We start from the raw sequence: 17,153 nt of genomic DNA on the forward strand, positions 1-17,153 counted from the left end.
CTTCATGGCCGCACGAATTTACCAACGCCCGCAAAGCGCGATGCAATCCGGCAAAGCCCGGACTGACGAATGGATTCTCGAATTCGAACAATCGGAAGCGCGCAAGCCTGATCCGCTCATGGGGTGGACCGGTAGCGCGGACACACAGGCGCAGGTGCAATTGTCGTTCCCGGACAAAGACGCGGCAAAGGCCTATGCCGAGAAATACGGCATTGCCGCACGCGTGCATTCGACGCCGCATAAAACTCTCAAAATTCAGGCCTACGCCGACAATTTCCGCTAGTAGATTCCGCTAGTAGTTTCTTCTCGTAGACTTGGCTTGGTTAGCCTGCGTCATCGCCAGGAACCTGGCCCAGATCCATTGGCAGATCGTTGCCTTGCCAGCGGGCTTCCCCGGCATCAACCGCGGCTTTACAATCGGTCGCGTCGTTCCCGATATCATCGACCAGATAGATCGTATCGGCCGCATATGTGCCGGTGAAACGGACGTCATCGCAGTGGCCGTTTTTCGCGAAGGCAGAAGTGTCATTACCGAAATTGATCCCGGTATTGTCCGCCCCAGCATTGAAAAGCGGATTCAGCGTTACGCTCTTCTTTGAATAGGCGTCGCGGCAGTCACTGGCATCCTTGCCAACACCATCGATCAGCAGTGCTTCGGCCATCGCTGGCCCGACAAAGCGAAAGTCGTCGCACTCGCTGTCATTGGCCCACTCGCCGCTATCGTCGCCCCAATTGATCTCTTCGGCTGGCAGGCGGGGTATGCCGGGCAGAAACGCCAGGTCGCCGCGTTCATAGGCCGCGCGGCAGTCACTCGCATCTGTGGCAACATCCGATTCGAGCAAGACCGTGCTAGTCATTCCCGATCCCGAGAACCGGCTATCATCGCATTCGCCATCATTGGCATAGCGGCCGGTGTCATCGCCAAAGTCTATGTCCTGCGCGATCACCGGATGCGGCACTACCATTGCAAGAACGGCGGTACACGGCAGGAAAAGGCGGCAATTTGACGGCATCGGGCACTCCAGAAGTGGATATGGCGGGATGCTCTATCAGGTTTTCAGGCGCGCGCCATAGGCGGTGATTGCAGGGCAAACCTTACAAAGCCTTCCTTTTGCGGCTTGATTCTGGCGGACCTCGACGCCATATGCCCGCTCGGGAGTCGGGTGGACGTTTGCGTTCGCCAACCTGGTCAGGTCCGGAAGGAAGCAGCCACAACGATTTGCGGCGGGTCGCTCGGCTCCTTTTCTATACATATTCCTGCAAACAGGCGCATGACAATCGCCTCCGCAGCGCCTACCAATCTGGCATGGGCGATTCACCAGACAATTCCGGCAACCCGCCATGGGAGACCGAGGAGCAAGACGATGCTCCGACCGCGGCCGAGCTGGAGGCAGCGGGGCAAGATTCGATGTTTGGCGGCGCTGCGAAGGAAACATCTGCGTCAAAACCTGAACCGGAAACGATTCCGGAACCGGCACCGGCTGAAGCCCCGGTCGAGATGAACCAACCCTACCGTGTTCTCGCACGGAAATATCGTCCGCAGACATTCTCCGAACTGATCGGGCAGGAGCCGATGGTGCGCACGCTGGCAAATGCGATCGAGCGCAACCGGCTGGCACATGCATTCTTGATGACGGGCGTTCGCGGTGTCGGGAAAACCTCGACCGCGCGTTTGATCGCCAAGGCACTAAACTGCGTCGGACCCGACGGGCAGGGCGGGCCGACGATCGATCCGTGCGGCCAGTGCGAACCATGCACTGCGATTGCGGAAGGGCGCCATATCGATGTGATCGAGATGGATGCAGCATCGCATACCGGCGTTGATGATGTGCGCGAGATCATCGAAGCGGTGCGTTATGCCGCTGTTTCGGCGCGCTACAAAATCTACATCATCGACGAAGTTCACATGCTGTCGCGCAATGCTTTCAATGCGTTGCTCAAGACACTTGAAGAGCCGCCTGCCCATGTGAAGTTTCTGTTCGCGACGACCGAAGTCGACAAGTTGCCGGTGACAGTCTTGAGCCGGACCCAGCGTTTCGATCTGCGGCGGATACCCACCGACCTTCTCCAATCGCATTTCGGCAAGATATGCGGCCTGGAGAATGTCGAGGCTGAGGATGAAGCGCTCAACATGATCGCGGGCGCTGCCGAGGGATCCGTGCGCGATGGTCTGTCAATTTTGGACCAGGCGATTGCCCATGCCGATCTCGGCGGAGAAGGGCAGGTGACGGCCGCCCGCGTTCAGGACATGCTCGGTCTGGCCGATAAAGGCGCACAGCGCCGGCTTCTCGGATTGCTGTTCGGCGGCGACGCGAAAGGCATGCTGGCCGCAATTGACGAGCAATATTCGCTTGGTGTTGAACCTCTCGCTCTGATGCGCGGGATCATGGATTTGGTGCACCGCATTACGGTTGCTCAGGTCAGCGGCGGCGAAGCCGATGCGCCTACCAGCGAAGAGCGCGAGGCTCTGAAAGAGTGGGCCGGGCGCTTGTCCCCCGGCCAGCTCCATCGCTTGTGGCAAATGCTGCTCAAGGGGCATGACGAGGTGCGCCAGGCACCCGATTCGTTGGTGTCCGCACAAATGGCGTTGCTGCGGGTACTCCACGCTGCCGAGCTGCCCGATCCGGGCAAGCTGGCGAAGAAGCTGGAGCATCTGGCAACCACAGGAGTAGCTGCTGCACCGGCAGATGCTGCTGCCGGTGGCTCCGGAGCTTCTGCGCCATCAGCCAATATAAGCTGGTCGCAGCTGGTCGAAAGTGTGCAAGCCAATGGCAATCACCTTGCGGCCAGCATCATGCAATTGCAGGTGCGCGTGGTGTCGCTTGAAACAGGTGCTTTGCGCTTTTCGCGGCCCAGTCAGTTCAAGGACGATATCGGCCCGCAATTGCGCGATGCACTGATGGGTGCGACCGGTGAGCGGTGGATTGTTGAAGAATGTTCGGAAGAGGGCGAGCCCTCTCTGGTCGAGCAGCAGGAGGCTGAGCAGCAGCTCGCCAAAGATGCGCTCTTGAAGCATCCGCTGGTCGAGGCCACATTCGCAGCATTCCCCGATGCCGAAATGGTTGAAGAAGATACGGCTCACCCTCAGGGTCAACGAAATTGGAGTAAACGCGCATGAAATCGATGGAAGAAATGATCCAGGCTGCCCAGAAAGCCGCCGAAACCATCCAGACGCAGATGAACGATGTTCAGGCCAAACTCGACGCCATCGAAGTTGAAGGCGTTGCGGGCGGCGGTCTCGTCAAAGTGAAATGTTCGGCGAAGGGGCGCATTCTGGGCGTCGACATCGACGAAAGCCTGATGAAGCCCGAAGAAAAGCAGATGGTCGAGGATCTTGTGACCGCTGCATTCAACGATGCACGGGCCAAGGCTGATCGCGTTTCCGAACAGGAAATGAAGAACATCCAAGGCGGCATGGGTCTGCCACCGGGCTTTGAACTTCCCGGCATGGGGTGAATGTTTCGACTGACCGTCGGAGTGCGTTGTGTCCTAAATCTGTCCGGTTAGAATTTTTTTCACACTGATGTTGGCAGCGGTACTATCCGGTTCGCCATGAAAAACTCCGTTGTTAACAAATTTTTCATAAGAAGCGGCCATATCGGTCGGTGGCTAGGAGGCCATTTACCAAAAGGACGCTACATGCGCCTGTCCTCCTTAATGCTTGCCGTTATCATTGCCTTTGTGATTTCTGCTCCGGCTTTTGCCAAGAGCAACTCATCGACAATGAGCGTGTCGGCTGTGATTGAAAATAATTGTAATATCTTGGCCTCGCCCATGGTATTCAGCCAGACCAATGTCACCGGACGCAGCAGCGTCGACGGCTCCGCCCGCATCAATATCGACTGTACATCGCCAACAGCTTTCACAGTCGATATGGATCGTGGTACCAATTCAGCGGGTGAACAACGCCGGATGGTAAGTGAAGACGGCCGCTACCTGAACTACCAGATTTTTGCTGATGCTTCGCGATCGACGGAATGGGGTAGCAGTGGCGACGGCGTATCAGGCTCCGTCGAAGGTGCAACTGGCAAGAGCATCATGGCGTATGGCAGGATCAGCACGGTTGATATGGAAACGCCATCCGGGGTCTATCAAGACACCATCACTGTCACACTGAATTTCTGAGCGCGGCCACCAAGGATAATTATCGCGATAATGTTGTGCTGACAGCGAATTTTTGATCTGTCTGGTTTTTGCATAACGCTTGGTGCTGTTCGCGCTCTGGCGTTAACCTAATTTAAGCCGTAATTGGCTATTTGATCCTGGTTGAGAATATCGGGATCGCAAAATTGATTTTTCGCAGAACTATTGGCGCACTCGGCCTTGCGGCAGCAGCCTTGATATCCGGACCGGCCTTGGCGCAGGCATCCGATAGCGCAGCCATGCCCGTGTCCGGCGAGGTTCGGGCGCGCTGTGATGTGCAGGCGACGCCGATGCGATTTCAGATCGCCAATGTCGGAACAAGCGGCGATTCCGAAGCAGCGGGGACAGTACATTTGCGCTGCACCCGTTTCACCGTGTTCAATGTCACCATCGATTATGGCCAGAACCCGAGCGGCAGGCAGCGTCGCATGATCAACGAGAATGGTGATTTCCTTGCCTATAATGTCTATCTCAATGCATCCCGCACACGGCCATGGGGCCTCGGCAGGCAAGGTGTGCGCTTCCGCGCTAGCGGACCCGCAGAGGGCACATTCAACGTCTATGGGCACATCCCGAATGTCAGCACATTCAACCCCGCAGGCGTCTACCGCGATACATTGACTGTCACTGTCGAATTGTAAGCGGGCGGAGTGCTGGAGCTCCGGTCCACAGCTTCTTCCAGATCGAGCATTGCAGGGCGGCGTATCGCTTCCCATATCTCTGTCATACAGGCTGCGCCGATTTCTAATGCGCACCGGATATTACGGACATTATTATGAGCAATTACCCCCTTCTGCCTCTTCGCGACATCGTGGTCTTTCCCGGCATGGTCGTCCCGCTATTTGTCGGGCGCGACAAGTCGGTGGCTGCATTGGAAGTGGCCATGGAAGGCAGTAAAGACATCTTCCTGCTCGCCCAATTGGATCCAAGCTGTGACGATCCGCAGCCGGAAGATCTCTACGACGTTGGCGTCGTCGCGCAGGTTTTACAACTGCTGAAACTGCCTGACGGCACAGTGCGCGTCTTGGTCGAAGGCACGTCGCGCGCGAAGCTGAACGAGCTGCGCGCTCAAGGCGAACATGTGATTGCCGATGTTGAGGTACTGGAAGCCGTTACGGCATCAGGCAGCGAAGTTACCGCGATGATGCGTTCCGTCACCGAGCAGTTTGGCGAATACGCCAAGCTCAACAAAAAGCTCGGCGAAGATGCCAGCGATGACATCGGCGAAATCGACGATGCAGGCGCGTTGTCTGACGCGATTGCCGCCTCGATCAACACCAAGGTTTCCGACAAGCAAACTCTGCTGACAGAGAACGATCCTCTGCGCCGCTTGGAAATGGTCATGTCCTTCATGGAAGGCGAACTGTCGGTACTCCAGGTCGAACGGAAAATCCGTGGCCGCGTGAAGCGCCAGATGGAAAAGACCCAGCGCGAATATTATCTCAACGAGCAGATGAAAGCGATCCAGAGCGAACTTGGCGGCGAAGCCGAGGAAGCCAATGAGCTGGCCGAACTTGCCGAGAAAATCGAAAAGCTGAAGCTATCCAAAGAAGCGAAAACCAAAGCGGATAGCGAGCTTAAAAAGCTTAAAGGCATGCAGCCGATGAGCGCCGAGGCGACAGTTGTTCGCAACTACCTAGATGTCCTGCTCGGCCTGCCATGGGGCAAGAAAAGCAAGCTCAAAAAGGATTTGGGCAAGGCGCAGGAAATTCTCGATGCGGATCATTACGCGCTGGAGAAGGTCAAAGACCGGATTATCGAATATCTTGCGGTGCAGGCGCGGACCAACAAGCTGAAAGGTCCAATTCTGTGCCTCGTTGGTCCTCCCGGTGTGGGTAAGACCAGCCTTGGTAAATCCATCGCCCGTGCCACCGGACGCGAATTTGTACGCCAATCGCTTGGCGGCGTGCGCGATGAATCCGAAATTCGCGGGCACCGTCGGACCTATATCGGCTCGCTGCCGGGTAAGATCGTAACCAACCTCAAGAAAGCCGGGACCAGCAATCCGCTGTTCCTGCTCGACGAGATTGACAAGATTGGTCAGGACTTCCGCGGCGATCCGGCATCGGCGCTGCTTGAAGTGCTCGATCCGGAACAGAACTCGAAATTCCAGGATCACTATCTCGAGCTCGATCTGGACCTGTCGGACATTATGTTTGTCACGACCGCGAACAGTCTGAACCTGCCGCAGCCTTTGCTAGACCGGATGGAGATCATCCGGCTGGAAGGCTATACCGAGGATGAGAAGGTCGAGATCGCGCAGCGGCATTTGCTGGCGAAGCAGGTGGATGCGCATGGCCTGAAACAAGGCGAGTTCGAACTCACCGAAGAGGCCCTGCGCGACCTCATTCGCTACTACACCCGTGAAGCGGGTGTGCGGACATTGGAACGCGAAATCGCCCGTTTGGCCCGTAAGAGCCTGCGCAAGATCCTTGAAGGTGAAGTGACCAGTGTGACTGTCACGCCGGATAATCTTGGTGATTTCGCCGGAGTGCGCAAATTCAAGCATGGCGTATCCGACGAGGAAGCGCAGGTGGGCGCAGTAACTGGTCTTGCATGGACAGAAGTGGGCGGTGAACTGCTGACCATCGAAAGCGTCACCACACCGGGCAAAGGCGAAGTGAAGACGACCGGCAAGCTTGGCGAAGTGATGACCGAGTCTATCGCGGCGGCTTTCAGCTTCGTGAAGGCGAGGGCACCGGCCTACGGGATCAAACCGTCGATTTTCCAGCGCAAGAATATCCACATCCACTTGCCCGAAGGTGCAGTGCCAAAGGATGGTCCGAGCGCCGGTATCGGGATGGTTACCTCGATCATTTCGACGCTTTCGGGTATCGCGGTGAGTCCCGATGTGGCGATGACGGGCGAAGTGACCTTGCGTGGTCGGGTGCTGCCGATCGGCGGTCTTAAGGAGAAGCTGCTCGCGGCGCTTCGGGGCGGGATCAAAACCGTTCTGATCCCGGAAGAAAACGTCAAGGATCTGGCCGAGATTCCCGCAAATGTGAAAGACAGCCTGGAAATCATTCCGGTCGCGCATGTCGATCAGGTGCTCGAAACGGCGCTGACTTCGGCGCCTGAGGCTATTGAATGGACAGAGGCTGATGATCTGGCCAGCCAACCCGGCGCTGCCGCCGCGAGCGATGTGATTCCGCGCACAGCGCATTGATTGCTGCAGCGCAGCGACTCGGGAGAAAGTCGCTGCGCTGTATCATGCGCGACAAGAGCCTTTATTTGCTGTGGCGTCAGCGATTCATCGCGATTTGGCGCATTTCGTCCCAATTCTAGCGGCTCAGGCGAGAATTGCCTTTGACAGAAGCCGCAAAAATCCCTTCTATCCAGCATCTTCGCTCAGGCGCCTTCTGCGCCTCGAGGCAAAAAATATTATTGGGGGTTCACAGAATGAACAAAAACGATCTGATCAGTGCAGTTGCGGATGCAAGCGGCCTGTCGAAGAGCGATGCTGCAAGCGCGGTTGAGGGTGTTTTCGATTCCATCGTCAAGGCTCTGTCGAATGGCGATGAAGTGCGCATGGTCGGCTTCGGCACATTTTCAGTCGCGAAGCGCAAGGCATCGACCGGACGTAACCCGCGCACTGGTGAACCGATGACGATCAAAGCATCGAACCAGCCGAAATTCAAAGCCGGCAAAGGCCTGAAAGACGCGGTCAACTGATCTCTTGCTGATACCGGGCCGGACTGGGCCCGAAAGAAAAGGCCCCGTTTGCAGTTCAAGCAAACGGGGCCTTTCTTTTGTCCGGACCTGTCCGGAAGCGATTATTGCGCGAGTTTGACCAGCGCCATGGGCGCTGCGGAATCCATGCTGTCGCTGCTGATCTTCCAGACCAGCGTTCTGCCAGCGGCGGTATCGCTATATCCCGCGTCAGTATTGTTCGCCAGGATTTCTCCATCGGTGGTGATGGTGAATGTGCCATTGGTATTCTTGAGCAATTCCGAAAGATCAGGATCGCCTGAACGGCTTCCGCGCTCCATACCAGCAAGCATCAGCCAGTTCATCGATCCGCCACCCAGCGCGCCGCTGCTGCCCCCTCTTGTGAAGCCAGGAGCCTCAATCCGCACGGTATCACCGTCACGGCGGAAGGCGTAGAGGAACGGCTGGCCTGCGCTCATCCCTTCCATTGTCGGGAAAGTGAAATCATGATCGATCCGGCTGGTGATCGAGAAATCGACTTTGAACAGGCCTTCGCCGAGATATTCGACGCTATTCCAGCCCCGCTGGCGTTCCAGACGTTCGGAAATCTGCTTGCCAGCGCTTGGATCGCTTGGATCAATGCCGCCGAAGACAGCTTGCATTTGCTTGGCTTCGCGTTCTTGGCGTTCGCGCGACCGCTCTTGTCGCTCGTCAAATTCCTTGCGCCGCTCGGCCAACTCTTCTTCTGTGCATTCGCGGTCATCGTAAGAATCTTCAATGGTCACAGGGACAATTGTTCCCTCTGCAGCTGCTTCAGCCACATCTGCTTCTTCGGCTACAGCCTCCACCGCTGCTGTCTCGATCTCGGCATCGGTAGCTTCGGTTGACACTGTGCCCCAGCATGTTTGCGAGCCCGGGTCCCATTCACTGACCTCGTTCCGCCCTCGCGACCTTTGCGCCAGTTCGCTCATACCAAGGAAACGTATCTCGCCATTGTAGGAATAGGTGAATGTTCCATCTGATCTAAGATCAAGTTTGGCATCGAAATTCCCCGGTATCATAAAGCAGCCTGTGAGCATGGCCGCGCTGAATGCCGCTAGCAAGGTGGCCGAAATACGGCGGATAGGTGGGAATTTCATAGGAGCTCCTTGTATGGTCGTTCAGTCCTCGCGCGTCGCGATAGCATAAAGCGCGATTGCCGCTGCATTGGATACGTTGAGACTCTCGATGCTGCTGCTGATCGGCAGCTTGGCAAGGGCATCGCAATGTCCGGCAATATTGTGGCGCATGCCGTCGCCTTCTGCGCCCATGACCAATGCCACCGGCGTTGCAGGGAGGGCTTCGGCCAAAGTTGCCTCGGCTTCGCCTGCCATGCCGATCCGCCAATATCCTGCCTCGGCCATTTGTTCCATTGCGCGGGCTAGGTTGACGACGCGGACCCACGGGACAGTTTCCAACGCGCCCGATGCAGACTTTGCGACGACCCCGGATTCGGGCGGCGCATGGCGGTCTTGGGTTACGATAGCCGCAGCTCCAAAAGCCGCAGCCGACCGCAGGATCGCACCGACATTATGCGGGTCTGTCACCTGATCGAGAACCAGCAAAGGCTTGCCGTCAGCGGTGGTCAGAACATCATCGAGGTGGATATCCTCAAGCGGTGCGCATTCAAGCACCAGGCCCTGATGCGGCGTGTCCTTCGATACCAGCCGGCCAAGATCGGCAACTTCGGCATACTCGACCGGGAAATTATCGGGCAATTCGCCATCGAGCGAGGCGATGCCTTCGCGGGTCGCCCACAGCTTGTGGTGATTGCGGTCCGGGTTCTGCAAAGCAGCTTCGACGGCGTGCCGCCCCCAAAAGCGCACTTGACCACTGCTGGCGCGCCCGCTGCCGCGTCCGCCTTGCATCCGGCCAGCGCGGCCTCTCAATGCACGTTTGCCGCCACCTTTGGCCATTGAACTATCCTAAATTGAGAACCGGAATGTGGTTGATTTTCGCGCCATGCCAGCAGGCCCATTGACAGGCAAGCGCAGCTTCGCCATTGGGGCGCCTCTCGGCAGGTTAGCTCATTGATTTGAGATCACCAGCACGGCGGGAAATCCCGCCAGAGGCAAGCCAGTGGACAGGTGGCCGAGTGGTTAAAGGCAGCAGACTGTAAATCTGCCCGCGCAAGCGTACATAGGTTCGAATCCTATCCTGTCCACCACTTGCCATATCGCTGCATCGCCGCATATTTCCTCAAGTTCTTTATAGATTTGACCCCAAACTCCTTACGGATTTGGCTCGCGTTGAGCGACAATGGCCGATAATACGCGCATAGGGACACGCAAACTGGTGCATTTTGGCCACTCAATTGCAAAGTTGCGCAAAAAAGTGATCTTATAACGTTGTGTGTCGCGGGGGCGATGTGCTTTACAGCTTTATTACATGGGTAAGACACGCACACGTGCTACCCCTGCTGGAGAAAGCGCTCAAAATAGGGCGCACGATAAAAAGGGAAGAGGATGAAAAAAGCTCTACTGAGTTCGACGGCATTTGCGCTCGCTTTTGGCATGGCAGGAACTGCCCAAGCGCAGGACAATACCGATGGCGCGGAAGACGGTGCAGTTGATGAGGACGTGATCCTTGTCACCGCAACGCGCCGCGCAGAGGACGTCCAAGACATTCCAATCGCTGTCACAGCGGTCAGCCCGGTCCAACTTGAGCGCCAGGGCGTTGTCAACGTTCAGGAAATCACCAGCGTTTCGCCCAGTTTCTCGACTTCGAACGCGCAGACGTCATCTGGTTCGGTTGTCCTGCGTATTCGCGGTGTTGGTACTACATCGAATAATATCGGTTTTGAAAGCGCCGTGGGTATTTTCATTGACGGCGCGTATCAATCACGTCCCGGTATCGCGCTTTCAGAATTTGTCGACGTGGAGCGCGTCGAAGTTCTCCGCGGACCACAAGGTACTTTGTTTGGCCGCAACACATCTGCCGGTGCGCTGAACATCACGAATGTTCGCCCCGATTTGTCAGAATTCGGTGGCTTTGCAAATGGCACTTATGGAAACCGCGATTTGGTTAGCGTCCAAGGTGCGGTCAACGTGCCAATCGTGCAGGACACAGTGGCGCTGCGCGTTACTGGCGCTTACCGTCAGAGAGACGGTTATGTCACCATTGTCGATGGTGCAGGGAATGAAATCGGCGAATCCAATGGCTCCGATCAGTTCCTTGTTCGCGGGCAAATTGGTTGGGAAACTGATAGCGGCATCCGCGGCCGAATTATCGCCGATTATGCGGAAAGCAAGGCGCCATTTGGTGCAGCAATTGAGGTATTGAAGTCCGGTCTGGAAACATCTGGGTTGTTTGGACTAGTTGGCTTGGGCGCACGCGGGGGTATGGCTGGACCAACGGTCGCAACAAATCCGTTTGACCAACCGACTGCGGAAGCGGCAATCAATAACCGGATTGCAACCGCCAACTTCGAACCGACAACACGATCCGACAACTGGGGCGTCACAGGTGAGATCGAAGTGCCGCTCGGGGACAGCGCGGACCTGATTTATATCGGGTCTTATCGTGAGTACTCTTCATTCGAAGCCTATGATTCTGATTTTTCCGGCCTTGACGTTTTCAATGTCGATGCCGGCATAACAGAGATCGACACAATGACGCACGAGCTGCGCGTTCAGGGTGATGCTTTTGGTGGTAGGCTTAGTTGGCTCGTGGGCGGATATTACTCGAAGGAAGATATTGCGGCTTCCACTTCATTCTCTCTAGGAGAGGATTACGGTGAGCTCGTGGGGGCATTGTTCGTTGGCGGTACGGCCGGGCTGTCTCCTCCGTTCGGCGTATTTTTCAATTCTCCGCTGGTCCCTGATCCAACGAATCCCCTCACGTTTTTGACAGGGGCGGATCCTGCAGGCACGACTGCAACAAATAATTACGCTCAGAATAGCGAAAGCTGGTCGATCTTCACTCATAACACACTGGATATTACCGACCATCTCTCGCTTACGGTTGGATTGCGTTACTCCGACGAGAGCAAGACAGGCGGTTACCAGCAATCTGCAGTGAATAATCCGACATGTTTGGGCTTCTTTGCGGATGCAAATAATAACATGACTCCGGATGGCCTTGATCGGCTCGGCCAAGCTGTCGGTACAGCTAACCCTGCAGTTCCTGGTGCTCCGGCAAGTATTCCGGCGACCGTCGGTGCGCTTGCTCCCACGGCATTCGGTTTGAGCTGCTTTGCGTTTACCGCACCAGCAATCGGGTCCGACGCCAATCCGTTCCCGCTCCCACGTCCATTCAGCGGCGACTTCAACGATTCCGAGCTTATCTATACCGGTAAGCTTAGCTATTCGTTCGACGCCCCGGTGAATGTATATGCCAGCTTTACTCACGGCTATAAATCGGGCGGTTTCAACCTCGACTCGACGGCTGCGTCGGGTGGTGCGGATCCAAGATTCTTGTCTGAAACGGTCGATGCATATGAGGTCGGTCTGAAAGCACGCTTGCTTGATCGCGCTGTTACGCTGAACATCGCGGCCTTCCGTGAAGAATTCCAGAACTTCCAGGTTCTCGAATTCACCGGGGCGCAGTTCCAGACCTTCAACGTTCCTAAGGCTAACTCGACTGGTCTTGAGGTAGAGACTGTTATCCGCCCTAGCGACAATCTGACGATCAACAGCGGTGTGACGTACACGCGCGCTCGCTATCCGCAGGATTGTGCTGGCACACAGACGGCAAACAATGTTGTTGCACTATGCGGTAACTCGCTGACCAATGCGCCGGAAATCGTGGCCATCATGGGGGCAACCTATGAGCGCGATCTGGGTAGTTATCTCGACTTCTTCTTGACGGGCCAAATTCGTTTCGAAGACGATCGCCGGACCTCGACCCAGGCGTTTGACCCGGCCGATCTTGCCAACCCTGTACTTGTTCCGTTCGATGTCCAGGACAGCAACACCAAGATCAACCTGCGCGCCGGCATCGGTGCCCAGGATGATAGCTGGGCGATCGAAGCGTTCGCAACCAACCTGACGAACCAAGTCACGCGCGGGGTTACGTTCAACACTGTGCTGCGCTCCGGTTCGCGGTCGGCGTTCCCACAGGAACCGCGTAGCTACGGCATTACCTTGCGTTCGCAGTTCTAAGCTTCCCGCTAACAAATACGGGAAGGGCCGCTTGCTTCGTGCAGGCGGCCCTTTCTTTTTGCGCGGTTGTGATTGGCGAGAGTCTTGCCCCGCGCGGTGGCTGGCATTAGCTAGGCTGCATGAAAGCAACGCATAAACCCGTCATTTCCTCCACCGGCCTGTTCACACCGGTACAGAGCATTTCCAACGCAGAGCTGGTCGATAGCTTCAACGCTTACGTCGCCAAGTTTAACGCCGACAACGCCGATGCGATCGCGGCGGGCGAAGCGGAGGCGCTTGCACCAAGTTCGGTCGAGTTTATCGAAAAAGCCAGTGGTATCAAAGCCCGCCATGTGATGGCGAAAGAGCCGGTGCTCGACATTGACACGATGGCACCGCGCTGGCCTGAACGCAGCAATGACGAATTGTCGATGATGGCGGAGATCGGCGTGAAAGCAGCCAGGCAAGCGCTTGAGACGGCTGGCCGCGATGTCGAAGATGTGGACGCAGTCCTGTGCGCAGCATCGAATATGGAGCGCGGTTATCCGGCGATGGCTATCGAAATCCAGCAGGCGCTGGGCATCGATGGTTTCGGTTTAGACATGAATGTCGCGTGTTCTTCGGCGACTTTCGGTATTCAAACGGCTGCTGATTATATCCGCGCGGGCAATGCCAAATCGGTGTTGGTGGTCAGCCCCGAAATTACCAGCGGGCATCTGAACTGGCGGGACCGTGACAGTCACTTCATTTTCGGTGATGTCGCGACGGCTGTTTTGGTTGAAGATGCAGCGATTGCCCCGGCGGCGCATTGGGATATTCTGGGCACCAAGCTCAAAACTGTATTCTCCAACAATATCCGCAACAATTTCGGCTTCCTCAATCGTGCGAGCCCGGAAGGCGAGGGCAAGGCTGACAAGCTGTTCGTACAGGAAGGGCGTAAGGTCTTTAAAGAGGTCGTGCCGATGGTCGCGAGCATGATCATCGAGGAGGCCGACCGGTTGGGTGTCGATCGCGAGTCTATCCGGCGTCTATGGCTGCACCAGGCCAATACCGGAATGAATCGGCTTATTGCGCAGCGTGTGCTGGGCCATGAAGCGAATGACGATGAGAGCCCGACCGTGCTCGATACGTATGGCAATACCTCTAGCGCCGGTTCGATCATCGCATTTCACCTGCACAGTAAGGATTTGAAAGCGAACGATACTGGCCTGATTTGCAGCTTCGGTGCGGGGTACTCCGCCGGAACAGTGTTTGTGCGTAAGGTGAATTGAGCATTCGCAAGGCGGCTTGTTCGCAGCGATGCAACCGCCTAGATGAACGCTATGGCAGGTGAAATTCTCGACAATCAGGGACGCGGTGAAGCGAGCTGGCAATGGCCATCGATTCATCCCGAGGGACGCAAATTTGGCGTCGCCGCAGCGGGTATCGCACTCGTTACAATATTCCTTTTCGATCTTGAACTGATCGGTTGGCCATTATTGGCTCTGGCGGGCGGTATTTTCGCGTTCTTTCGCGATCCGGAGAGGGTCGTGCCGCAAGATGACAATGCTATTGTCGCTCCCGCTGATGGCTTGGTCACTCAAATTGCCACAGTGGAGCCACCGGCTGAGCTAGTGGGCGATGACGGGACGGGGCAGGTTGGCCTACCCGCAGGATCTGTAACGCGCATCTCGATATTTATGAGCGTGTTCGACGTTCACATTAACCGGACTCCGATTGGCGGCCTGGTAAAGCGGCTCGTTTATATGCCCGGCAAGTTTATGAGCGCAGACCTAGACAAGGCGAGCGAAGAGAATGAGCGGCAGCATATTCTGATTGAGCGCACAGACGGGATGCTGATCGGCTTTACCCAGATTGCGGGTTTGGTCGCGCGGCGGATTATTCCGTTTGTGAAACCGGGCGATATTGTCGCGACCGGGCAGCGTGTCGGGCTGATCCGCTTCGGAAGCCGGGTCGACGTCTATTTACCTGCCGGTACTGCTTCCAAAGTGCTGCTTGGGCAAAAGGCCATTGCAGGCGAAACTGTACTGGCGGAATTAGGACAACAGACCCTTATTGAAGGTGTTGCACAATGAGTGATGATCGCCCGCGTATCGGCCCGAAATCGGCAGAGGATGAACCCATTGAGACCGGCCGGTCTAACAAGGGGCTTGCACTGCGCACCGTTGTCCCCAACGCGATAACAGCTGCCGCACTATGCTCCGGACTGACCGGCATCAAATTTGCGATTTCAGGGAATTGGTCTCTGGCCGTGTTTGCTATCATTCTCGCTGGTGTTCTCGATGGCATCGACGGCCGGATTGCACGGCTTCTCAAAGGTCAGTCGCGGTTTGGGGCCGAACTAGACAGCCTTGCGGATTCGCTATCCTTCGGAATGGCACCAGCGATCATTTTCTATCTGTGGACGCTGCAGGATCTCCCGCGATTGGGCTGGTTCGCTTCGCTCGCATTCGCGATCTGCTGCGCATTGCGCCTCGCGCGGTTCAATGCGCAGATCGACACCGACGAGCAGCCGCATAAATCGGCAGGCTTTTTAACGGGCATTCCCGCGCCAGTGGGGGCCGGGCTGGCGTTCCTGCCGTTCTATCTTTGGATGGCGACAGGACTGGAAGAATTCCGTCTGCCATGGGTCAATGCCATATGGATGGTCGTGATCGCATTTTTGATGATTTCCAATATCGCAACGCTTAGCTGGACCTCGCTCAGGCCGCGACGCCAGTTTCGTCTGGAAGTGATTGCCTTTGTCGGACTACTTTTTGCCGCGATGTTGCTGGAGCCATGGTGGACAATTGCAACCATATCGATCGGCTATCTGGCACTCATGCCGTGGGGACTGGTCCGTTACAGCAGGATCAGGCGGCAGCGCGCAGCGGACGCACAAACCTAGGGTAGCCGCAATGCTCAACACGCTGGCGTGTAATCACCATGTTTGGGCGCACGGATGAAGCTTGCACCATTCCGGCATCTTCCAGTTTCTCCAGCTTCACGGCGCGGCGCAACTGTTTGAAAGCGCGCACGCCGCGAATGAAGCTGTCACTGAGAGATATAACGACGACAGCCGCCGTGATGGAAAATAGAGAAATCAAAGCAAAAGCGAGCATTCTTGTGTGTCCTAATCTTTTGCACAGCTGCCTGTTGGCATGCTGTGGATAAACCGAGTACGCTTCGACAACGGATTTGGTTTCACATTTAGTCCGTTGAATCCGAATGTTCACTATATGTTCCAATCGGTCAAGCACTAATTTACCTCGGCAGGGGGCGAATTGTGATTTCTGGCTGGATTTTCTGATTTCGCCCCGCTAGGGGGCCGCATCCGCATAGACGACGGTCGAATCATCGGCCGTTCGGAAAGGCGGAAATTCACATGGGAAGTACACATACCGGTGCCATTGCGGGATCTCCGCTCGGTTCCAGCTTCCCAGAGGAACAACCGGAAGGAATTACTTATGGCGGCACCTACCGTCTCAATGCAGCAATTGATCGAGGCCGGCGCACATTTCGGCCACCAGACCCACCGCTGGAACCCGCGCATGAAGCCGTATATTTTCGGCGCGCGTAACGGTGTTCACATTATTGACTTGTCGCAGACTGTGCCTTTGTTCGCACGTGCGCTCGACTTTGTTGAATCGACTGTCCGTTCGGGCGGTAAGGTTCTGTTCGTTGGTACCAAGCGTCAGGCGCAAGAGCCGATCGCAGAAGCTGCCAGGGCTTCGGGTCAGCACTTCGTCAACCACCGTTGGCTCGGCGGAATGCTGACCAACTGGAAGACTATCAGCCAGTCGATCAAGCGCCTCAAGAACCTCGAAGAGCAGCTTTCGGGCGAGACTTCGGGTCTGACCAAGAAAGAAGTTCTGCAGCTGACGCGTGAGCGTGACAAATTGGAACTCTCGCTTGGCGGTATTCGCGACATGAACGGCATCCCTGATGTCATGTTCGTGATCGACGCCAACAAGGAAGAGCTGGCGATTAAAGAAGCCAACGTTCTGGGTATTCCGGTTGTTGCCGTGCTCGACACCAATGTCGATCCGTCGGGCATCGCATTCCCGGTTCCGGCCAATGACGACGCAAGCCGCGCAGTGCGCATGTATTGCGACGCGATTGCTGAAGCAGCCGTATCGGGCAAGGGCGGCAAAGTTGCTGACTCGGGTGTCGATGTTGGCGCAATGGCCGAGCCTCCGGTTGAAGCCTAACTCTTAAGCCACAATATCAGCGTCACATTCACGTAATGGACGCGAACTAGCG

At 56.3% G+C, this 17,153-nt stretch carries 16 protein-coding genes, 1 tRNA gene and 1 other RNA gene; 14 read left to right on the forward strand and 4 right to left on the reverse strand.

Going from position 1 to position 17,153, the window contains the following annotated elements:
- Positions 1-4: 4 nt before the first annotated feature.
- Positions 5-283: an ETC complex I subunit gene (locus GRI35_RS07765; protein ID WP_160613637.1), complete on the forward strand. Its 279-nt coding sequence runs from the start codon at positions 5-7 to the stop codon at positions 281-283.
- Positions 284-323: 40 nt separating this feature from the next.
- Here the strand turns inward: GRI35_RS07765 and GRI35_RS07770 are convergent, their stop codons facing one another.
- Positions 324-1,013 carry a hypothetical protein gene (locus tag GRI35_RS07770; protein WP_202390529.1) on the reverse strand — a complete coding sequence of 230 codons (690 nt, stop codon included), beginning with the start codon at positions 1,011-1,013 and terminating at the stop codon, positions 324-326.
- 139 nt (positions 1,014-1,152) lie between these two features.
- On the opposite strand from GRI35_RS07770, the gene ffs reads away from it, so the two are divergent.
- The 7 genes from ffs to GRI35_RS07805 all read left to right on the forward strand — a co-directional run bounded on the left by ffs (position 1,153) and on the right by GRI35_RS07805 (position 7,815).
- An RNA gene (ffs, locus tag GRI35_RS07775) (signal recognition particle sRNA small type) lies at positions 1,153-1,247 on the forward strand.
- A 59-nt stretch (positions 1,248-1,306) separates the two neighbouring features.
- Positions 1,307-3,118 carry a DNA polymerase III subunit gamma/tau gene (locus tag GRI35_RS07780; RefSeq protein WP_160613638.1) on the forward strand — a complete coding sequence of 604 codons (1,812 nt, stop codon included), beginning with the start codon at positions 1,307-1,309 and terminating at the stop codon, positions 3,116-3,118.
- Entirely contained in the window at positions 3,115-3,456 is a 342-nt protein-coding gene (locus GRI35_RS07785; protein ID WP_160613639.1) for a YbaB/EbfC family nucleoid-associated protein, read from the forward strand. The genes GRI35_RS07780 and GRI35_RS07785 overlap by 4 nt, the downstream gene beginning before the upstream one ends.
- A 183-nt stretch (positions 3,457-3,639) precedes the next feature.
- Positions 3,640-4,125 carry a Csu type fimbrial protein gene (locus tag GRI35_RS07790; RefSeq protein WP_235900161.1) on the forward strand — a complete coding sequence of 162 codons (486 nt, stop codon included), beginning with the start codon at positions 3,640-3,642 and terminating at the stop codon, positions 4,123-4,125.
- 164 nt (positions 4,126-4,289) lie between these two features.
- The gene (locus GRI35_RS07795; protein ID WP_160613641.1) at positions 4,290-4,784 is read left to right on the forward strand and encodes a Csu type fimbrial protein; all 495 of its coding nucleotides are present in this window, start codon (positions 4,290-4,292) and stop codon (positions 4,782-4,784) included.
- A gap of 134 nt (positions 4,785-4,918) precedes the next feature.
- Positions 4,919-7,309, forward strand: coding sequence for an endopeptidase La (gene lon / locus GRI35_RS07800; RefSeq protein WP_160613642.1), 2,391 nt, complete (start codon positions 4,919-4,921; stop codon positions 7,307-7,309).
- 233 nt (positions 7,310-7,542) lie between these two features.
- Positions 7,543-7,815 carry an HU family DNA-binding protein gene (locus tag GRI35_RS07805; RefSeq protein ID WP_160613643.1) on the forward strand — a complete coding sequence of 91 codons (273 nt, stop codon included), beginning with the start codon at positions 7,543-7,545 and terminating at the stop codon, positions 7,813-7,815.
- A 101-nt stretch (positions 7,816-7,916) separates the two neighbouring features.
- On the opposite strand, the gene GRI35_RS07810 is transcribed toward GRI35_RS07805, so the two are convergent.
- Positions 7,917-8,930 (reverse strand): hypothetical protein, encoded by a 1,014-nt coding sequence (locus GRI35_RS07810; protein ID WP_160613644.1) that lies wholly within the window; start codon positions 8,928-8,930, stop codon positions 7,917-7,919.
- Between the two features lie 21 nt (positions 8,931-8,951).
- On the reverse strand, positions 8,952-9,746 hold the full coding sequence (gene rlmB, locus GRI35_RS07815) for a 23S rRNA (guanosine(2251)-2'-O)-methyltransferase RlmB (RefSeq protein ID WP_160613645.1): 795 nt from the start codon (positions 9,744-9,746) through the stop codon (positions 8,952-8,954).
- Between the two features lie 165 nt (positions 9,747-9,911).
- Between rlmB and GRI35_RS07820 the strand changes: the two genes are divergently transcribed.
- The 5 genes from GRI35_RS07820 (at position 9,912) to pssA (ending at position 15,798) form a co-directional block, all read left to right on the forward strand.
- Positions 9,912-9,997 (forward strand) — tRNA-Tyr (locus GRI35_RS07820).
- A 298-nt stretch (positions 9,998-10,295) separates the two neighbouring features.
- Positions 10,296-12,932: a TonB-dependent receptor gene (locus GRI35_RS07825; protein ID WP_235900162.1), complete on the forward strand. Its 2,637-nt coding sequence runs from the start codon at positions 10,296-10,298 to the stop codon at positions 12,930-12,932.
- Positions 12,933-13,051: 119 nt separating this feature from the next.
- Positions 13,052-14,182, forward strand: a complete 1,131-nt coding sequence (locus GRI35_RS07830) for a beta-ketoacyl-ACP synthase III (RefSeq protein ID WP_160613646.1) — start codon at positions 13,052-13,054, stop codon at positions 14,180-14,182.
- 51 nt (positions 14,183-14,233) lie between these two features.
- The gene (locus tag GRI35_RS07835) at positions 14,234-14,986 is read left to right on the forward strand and encodes a phosphatidylserine decarboxylase (protein ID WP_160613647.1); all 753 of its coding nucleotides are present in this window, start codon (positions 14,234-14,236) and stop codon (positions 14,984-14,986) included.
- Positions 14,983-15,798 carry a CDP-diacylglycerol--serine O-phosphatidyltransferase gene (pssA, locus tag GRI35_RS07840; protein WP_160613648.1) on the forward strand — a complete coding sequence of 272 codons (816 nt, stop codon included), beginning with the start codon at positions 14,983-14,985 and terminating at the stop codon, positions 15,796-15,798. The genes GRI35_RS07835 and pssA overlap by 4 nt, the downstream gene beginning before the upstream one ends.
- On the opposite strand, the gene GRI35_RS07845 is transcribed toward pssA, so the two are convergent.
- On the reverse strand, positions 15,764-16,126 hold the full coding sequence (locus tag GRI35_RS07845) for a hypothetical protein (protein ID WP_160613649.1): 363 nt from the start codon (positions 16,124-16,126) through the stop codon (positions 15,764-15,766). The genes pssA and GRI35_RS07845 overlap by 35 nt on opposite strands.
- Before the next feature lie 231 nt (positions 16,127-16,357).
- Between GRI35_RS07845 and rpsB the strand changes: the two genes are divergently transcribed.
- Positions 16,358-17,101, forward strand: a complete 744-nt coding sequence (gene rpsB / locus GRI35_RS07850) for a 30S ribosomal protein S2 (protein ID WP_160613650.1) — start codon at positions 16,358-16,360, stop codon at positions 17,099-17,101.
- Positions 17,102-17,153 lie beyond the last annotated feature (52 nt).

The sequence above is a fragment of the Pontixanthobacter aestiaquae genome, from assembly GCF_009827455.1.
Lineage (GTDB): Bacteria > Pseudomonadota > Alphaproteobacteria > Sphingomonadales > Sphingomonadaceae > Pontixanthobacter > Pontixanthobacter aestiaquae.

Bases quoted from the DNA above. Each gene is read 5' to 3' on its own strand.
- GRI35_RS07765 (WP_160613637.1), top strand. From the start codon at position 5: ATGGCCGCACGAATTTACCAACGCCCGCAAAGCGCGATGCAATCCGGC.
- GRI35_RS07770 (WP_202390529.1), bottom strand. From the start codon at position 1,013: ATGCCGTCAAATTGCCGCCTTTTCCTGCCGTGTACCGCCGTTCTTGCA.
- GRI35_RS07780 (WP_160613638.1), top strand. From the start codon at position 1,307: ATGGGCGATTCACCAGACAATTCCGGCAACCCGCCATGGGAGACCGAG.
- GRI35_RS07785 (WP_160613639.1), top strand. From the start codon at position 3,115: ATGAAATCGATGGAAGAAATGATCCAGGCTGCCCAGAAAGCCGCCGAA.
- GRI35_RS07790 (WP_235900161.1), top strand. From the start codon at position 3,640: ATGCGCCTGTCCTCCTTAATGCTTGCCGTTATCATTGCCTTTGTGATT.
- lon (WP_160613642.1), top strand. From the start codon at position 4,919: ATGAGCAATTACCCCCTTCTGCCTCTTCGCGACATCGTGGTCTTTCCC.
- GRI35_RS07805 (WP_160613643.1), top strand. From the start codon at position 7,543: ATGAACAAAAACGATCTGATCAGTGCAGTTGCGGATGCAAGCGGCCTG.
- GRI35_RS07810 (WP_160613644.1), bottom strand. From the start codon at position 8,930: ATGAAATTCCCACCTATCCGCCGTATTTCGGCCACCTTGCTAGCGGCA.
- rlmB (WP_160613645.1), bottom strand. From the start codon at position 9,746: ATGGCCAAAGGTGGCGGCAAACGTGCATTGAGAGGCCGCGCTGGCCGG.
- GRI35_RS07825 (WP_235900162.1), top strand. From the start codon at position 10,296: ATGAAAAAAGCTCTACTGAGTTCGACGGCATTTGCGCTCGCTTTTGGC.
- GRI35_RS07830 (WP_160613646.1), top strand. From the start codon at position 13,052: ATGAAAGCAACGCATAAACCCGTCATTTCCTCCACCGGCCTGTTCACA.
- GRI35_RS07835 (WP_160613647.1), top strand. From the start codon at position 14,234: ATGGCAGGTGAAATTCTCGACAATCAGGGACGCGGTGAAGCGAGCTGG.
- pssA (WP_160613648.1), top strand. From the start codon at position 14,983: ATGAGTGATGATCGCCCGCGTATCGGCCCGAAATCGGCAGAGGATGAA.
- rpsB (WP_160613650.1), top strand. From the start codon at position 16,358: ATGGCGGCACCTACCGTCTCAATGCAGCAATTGATCGAGGCCGGCGCA.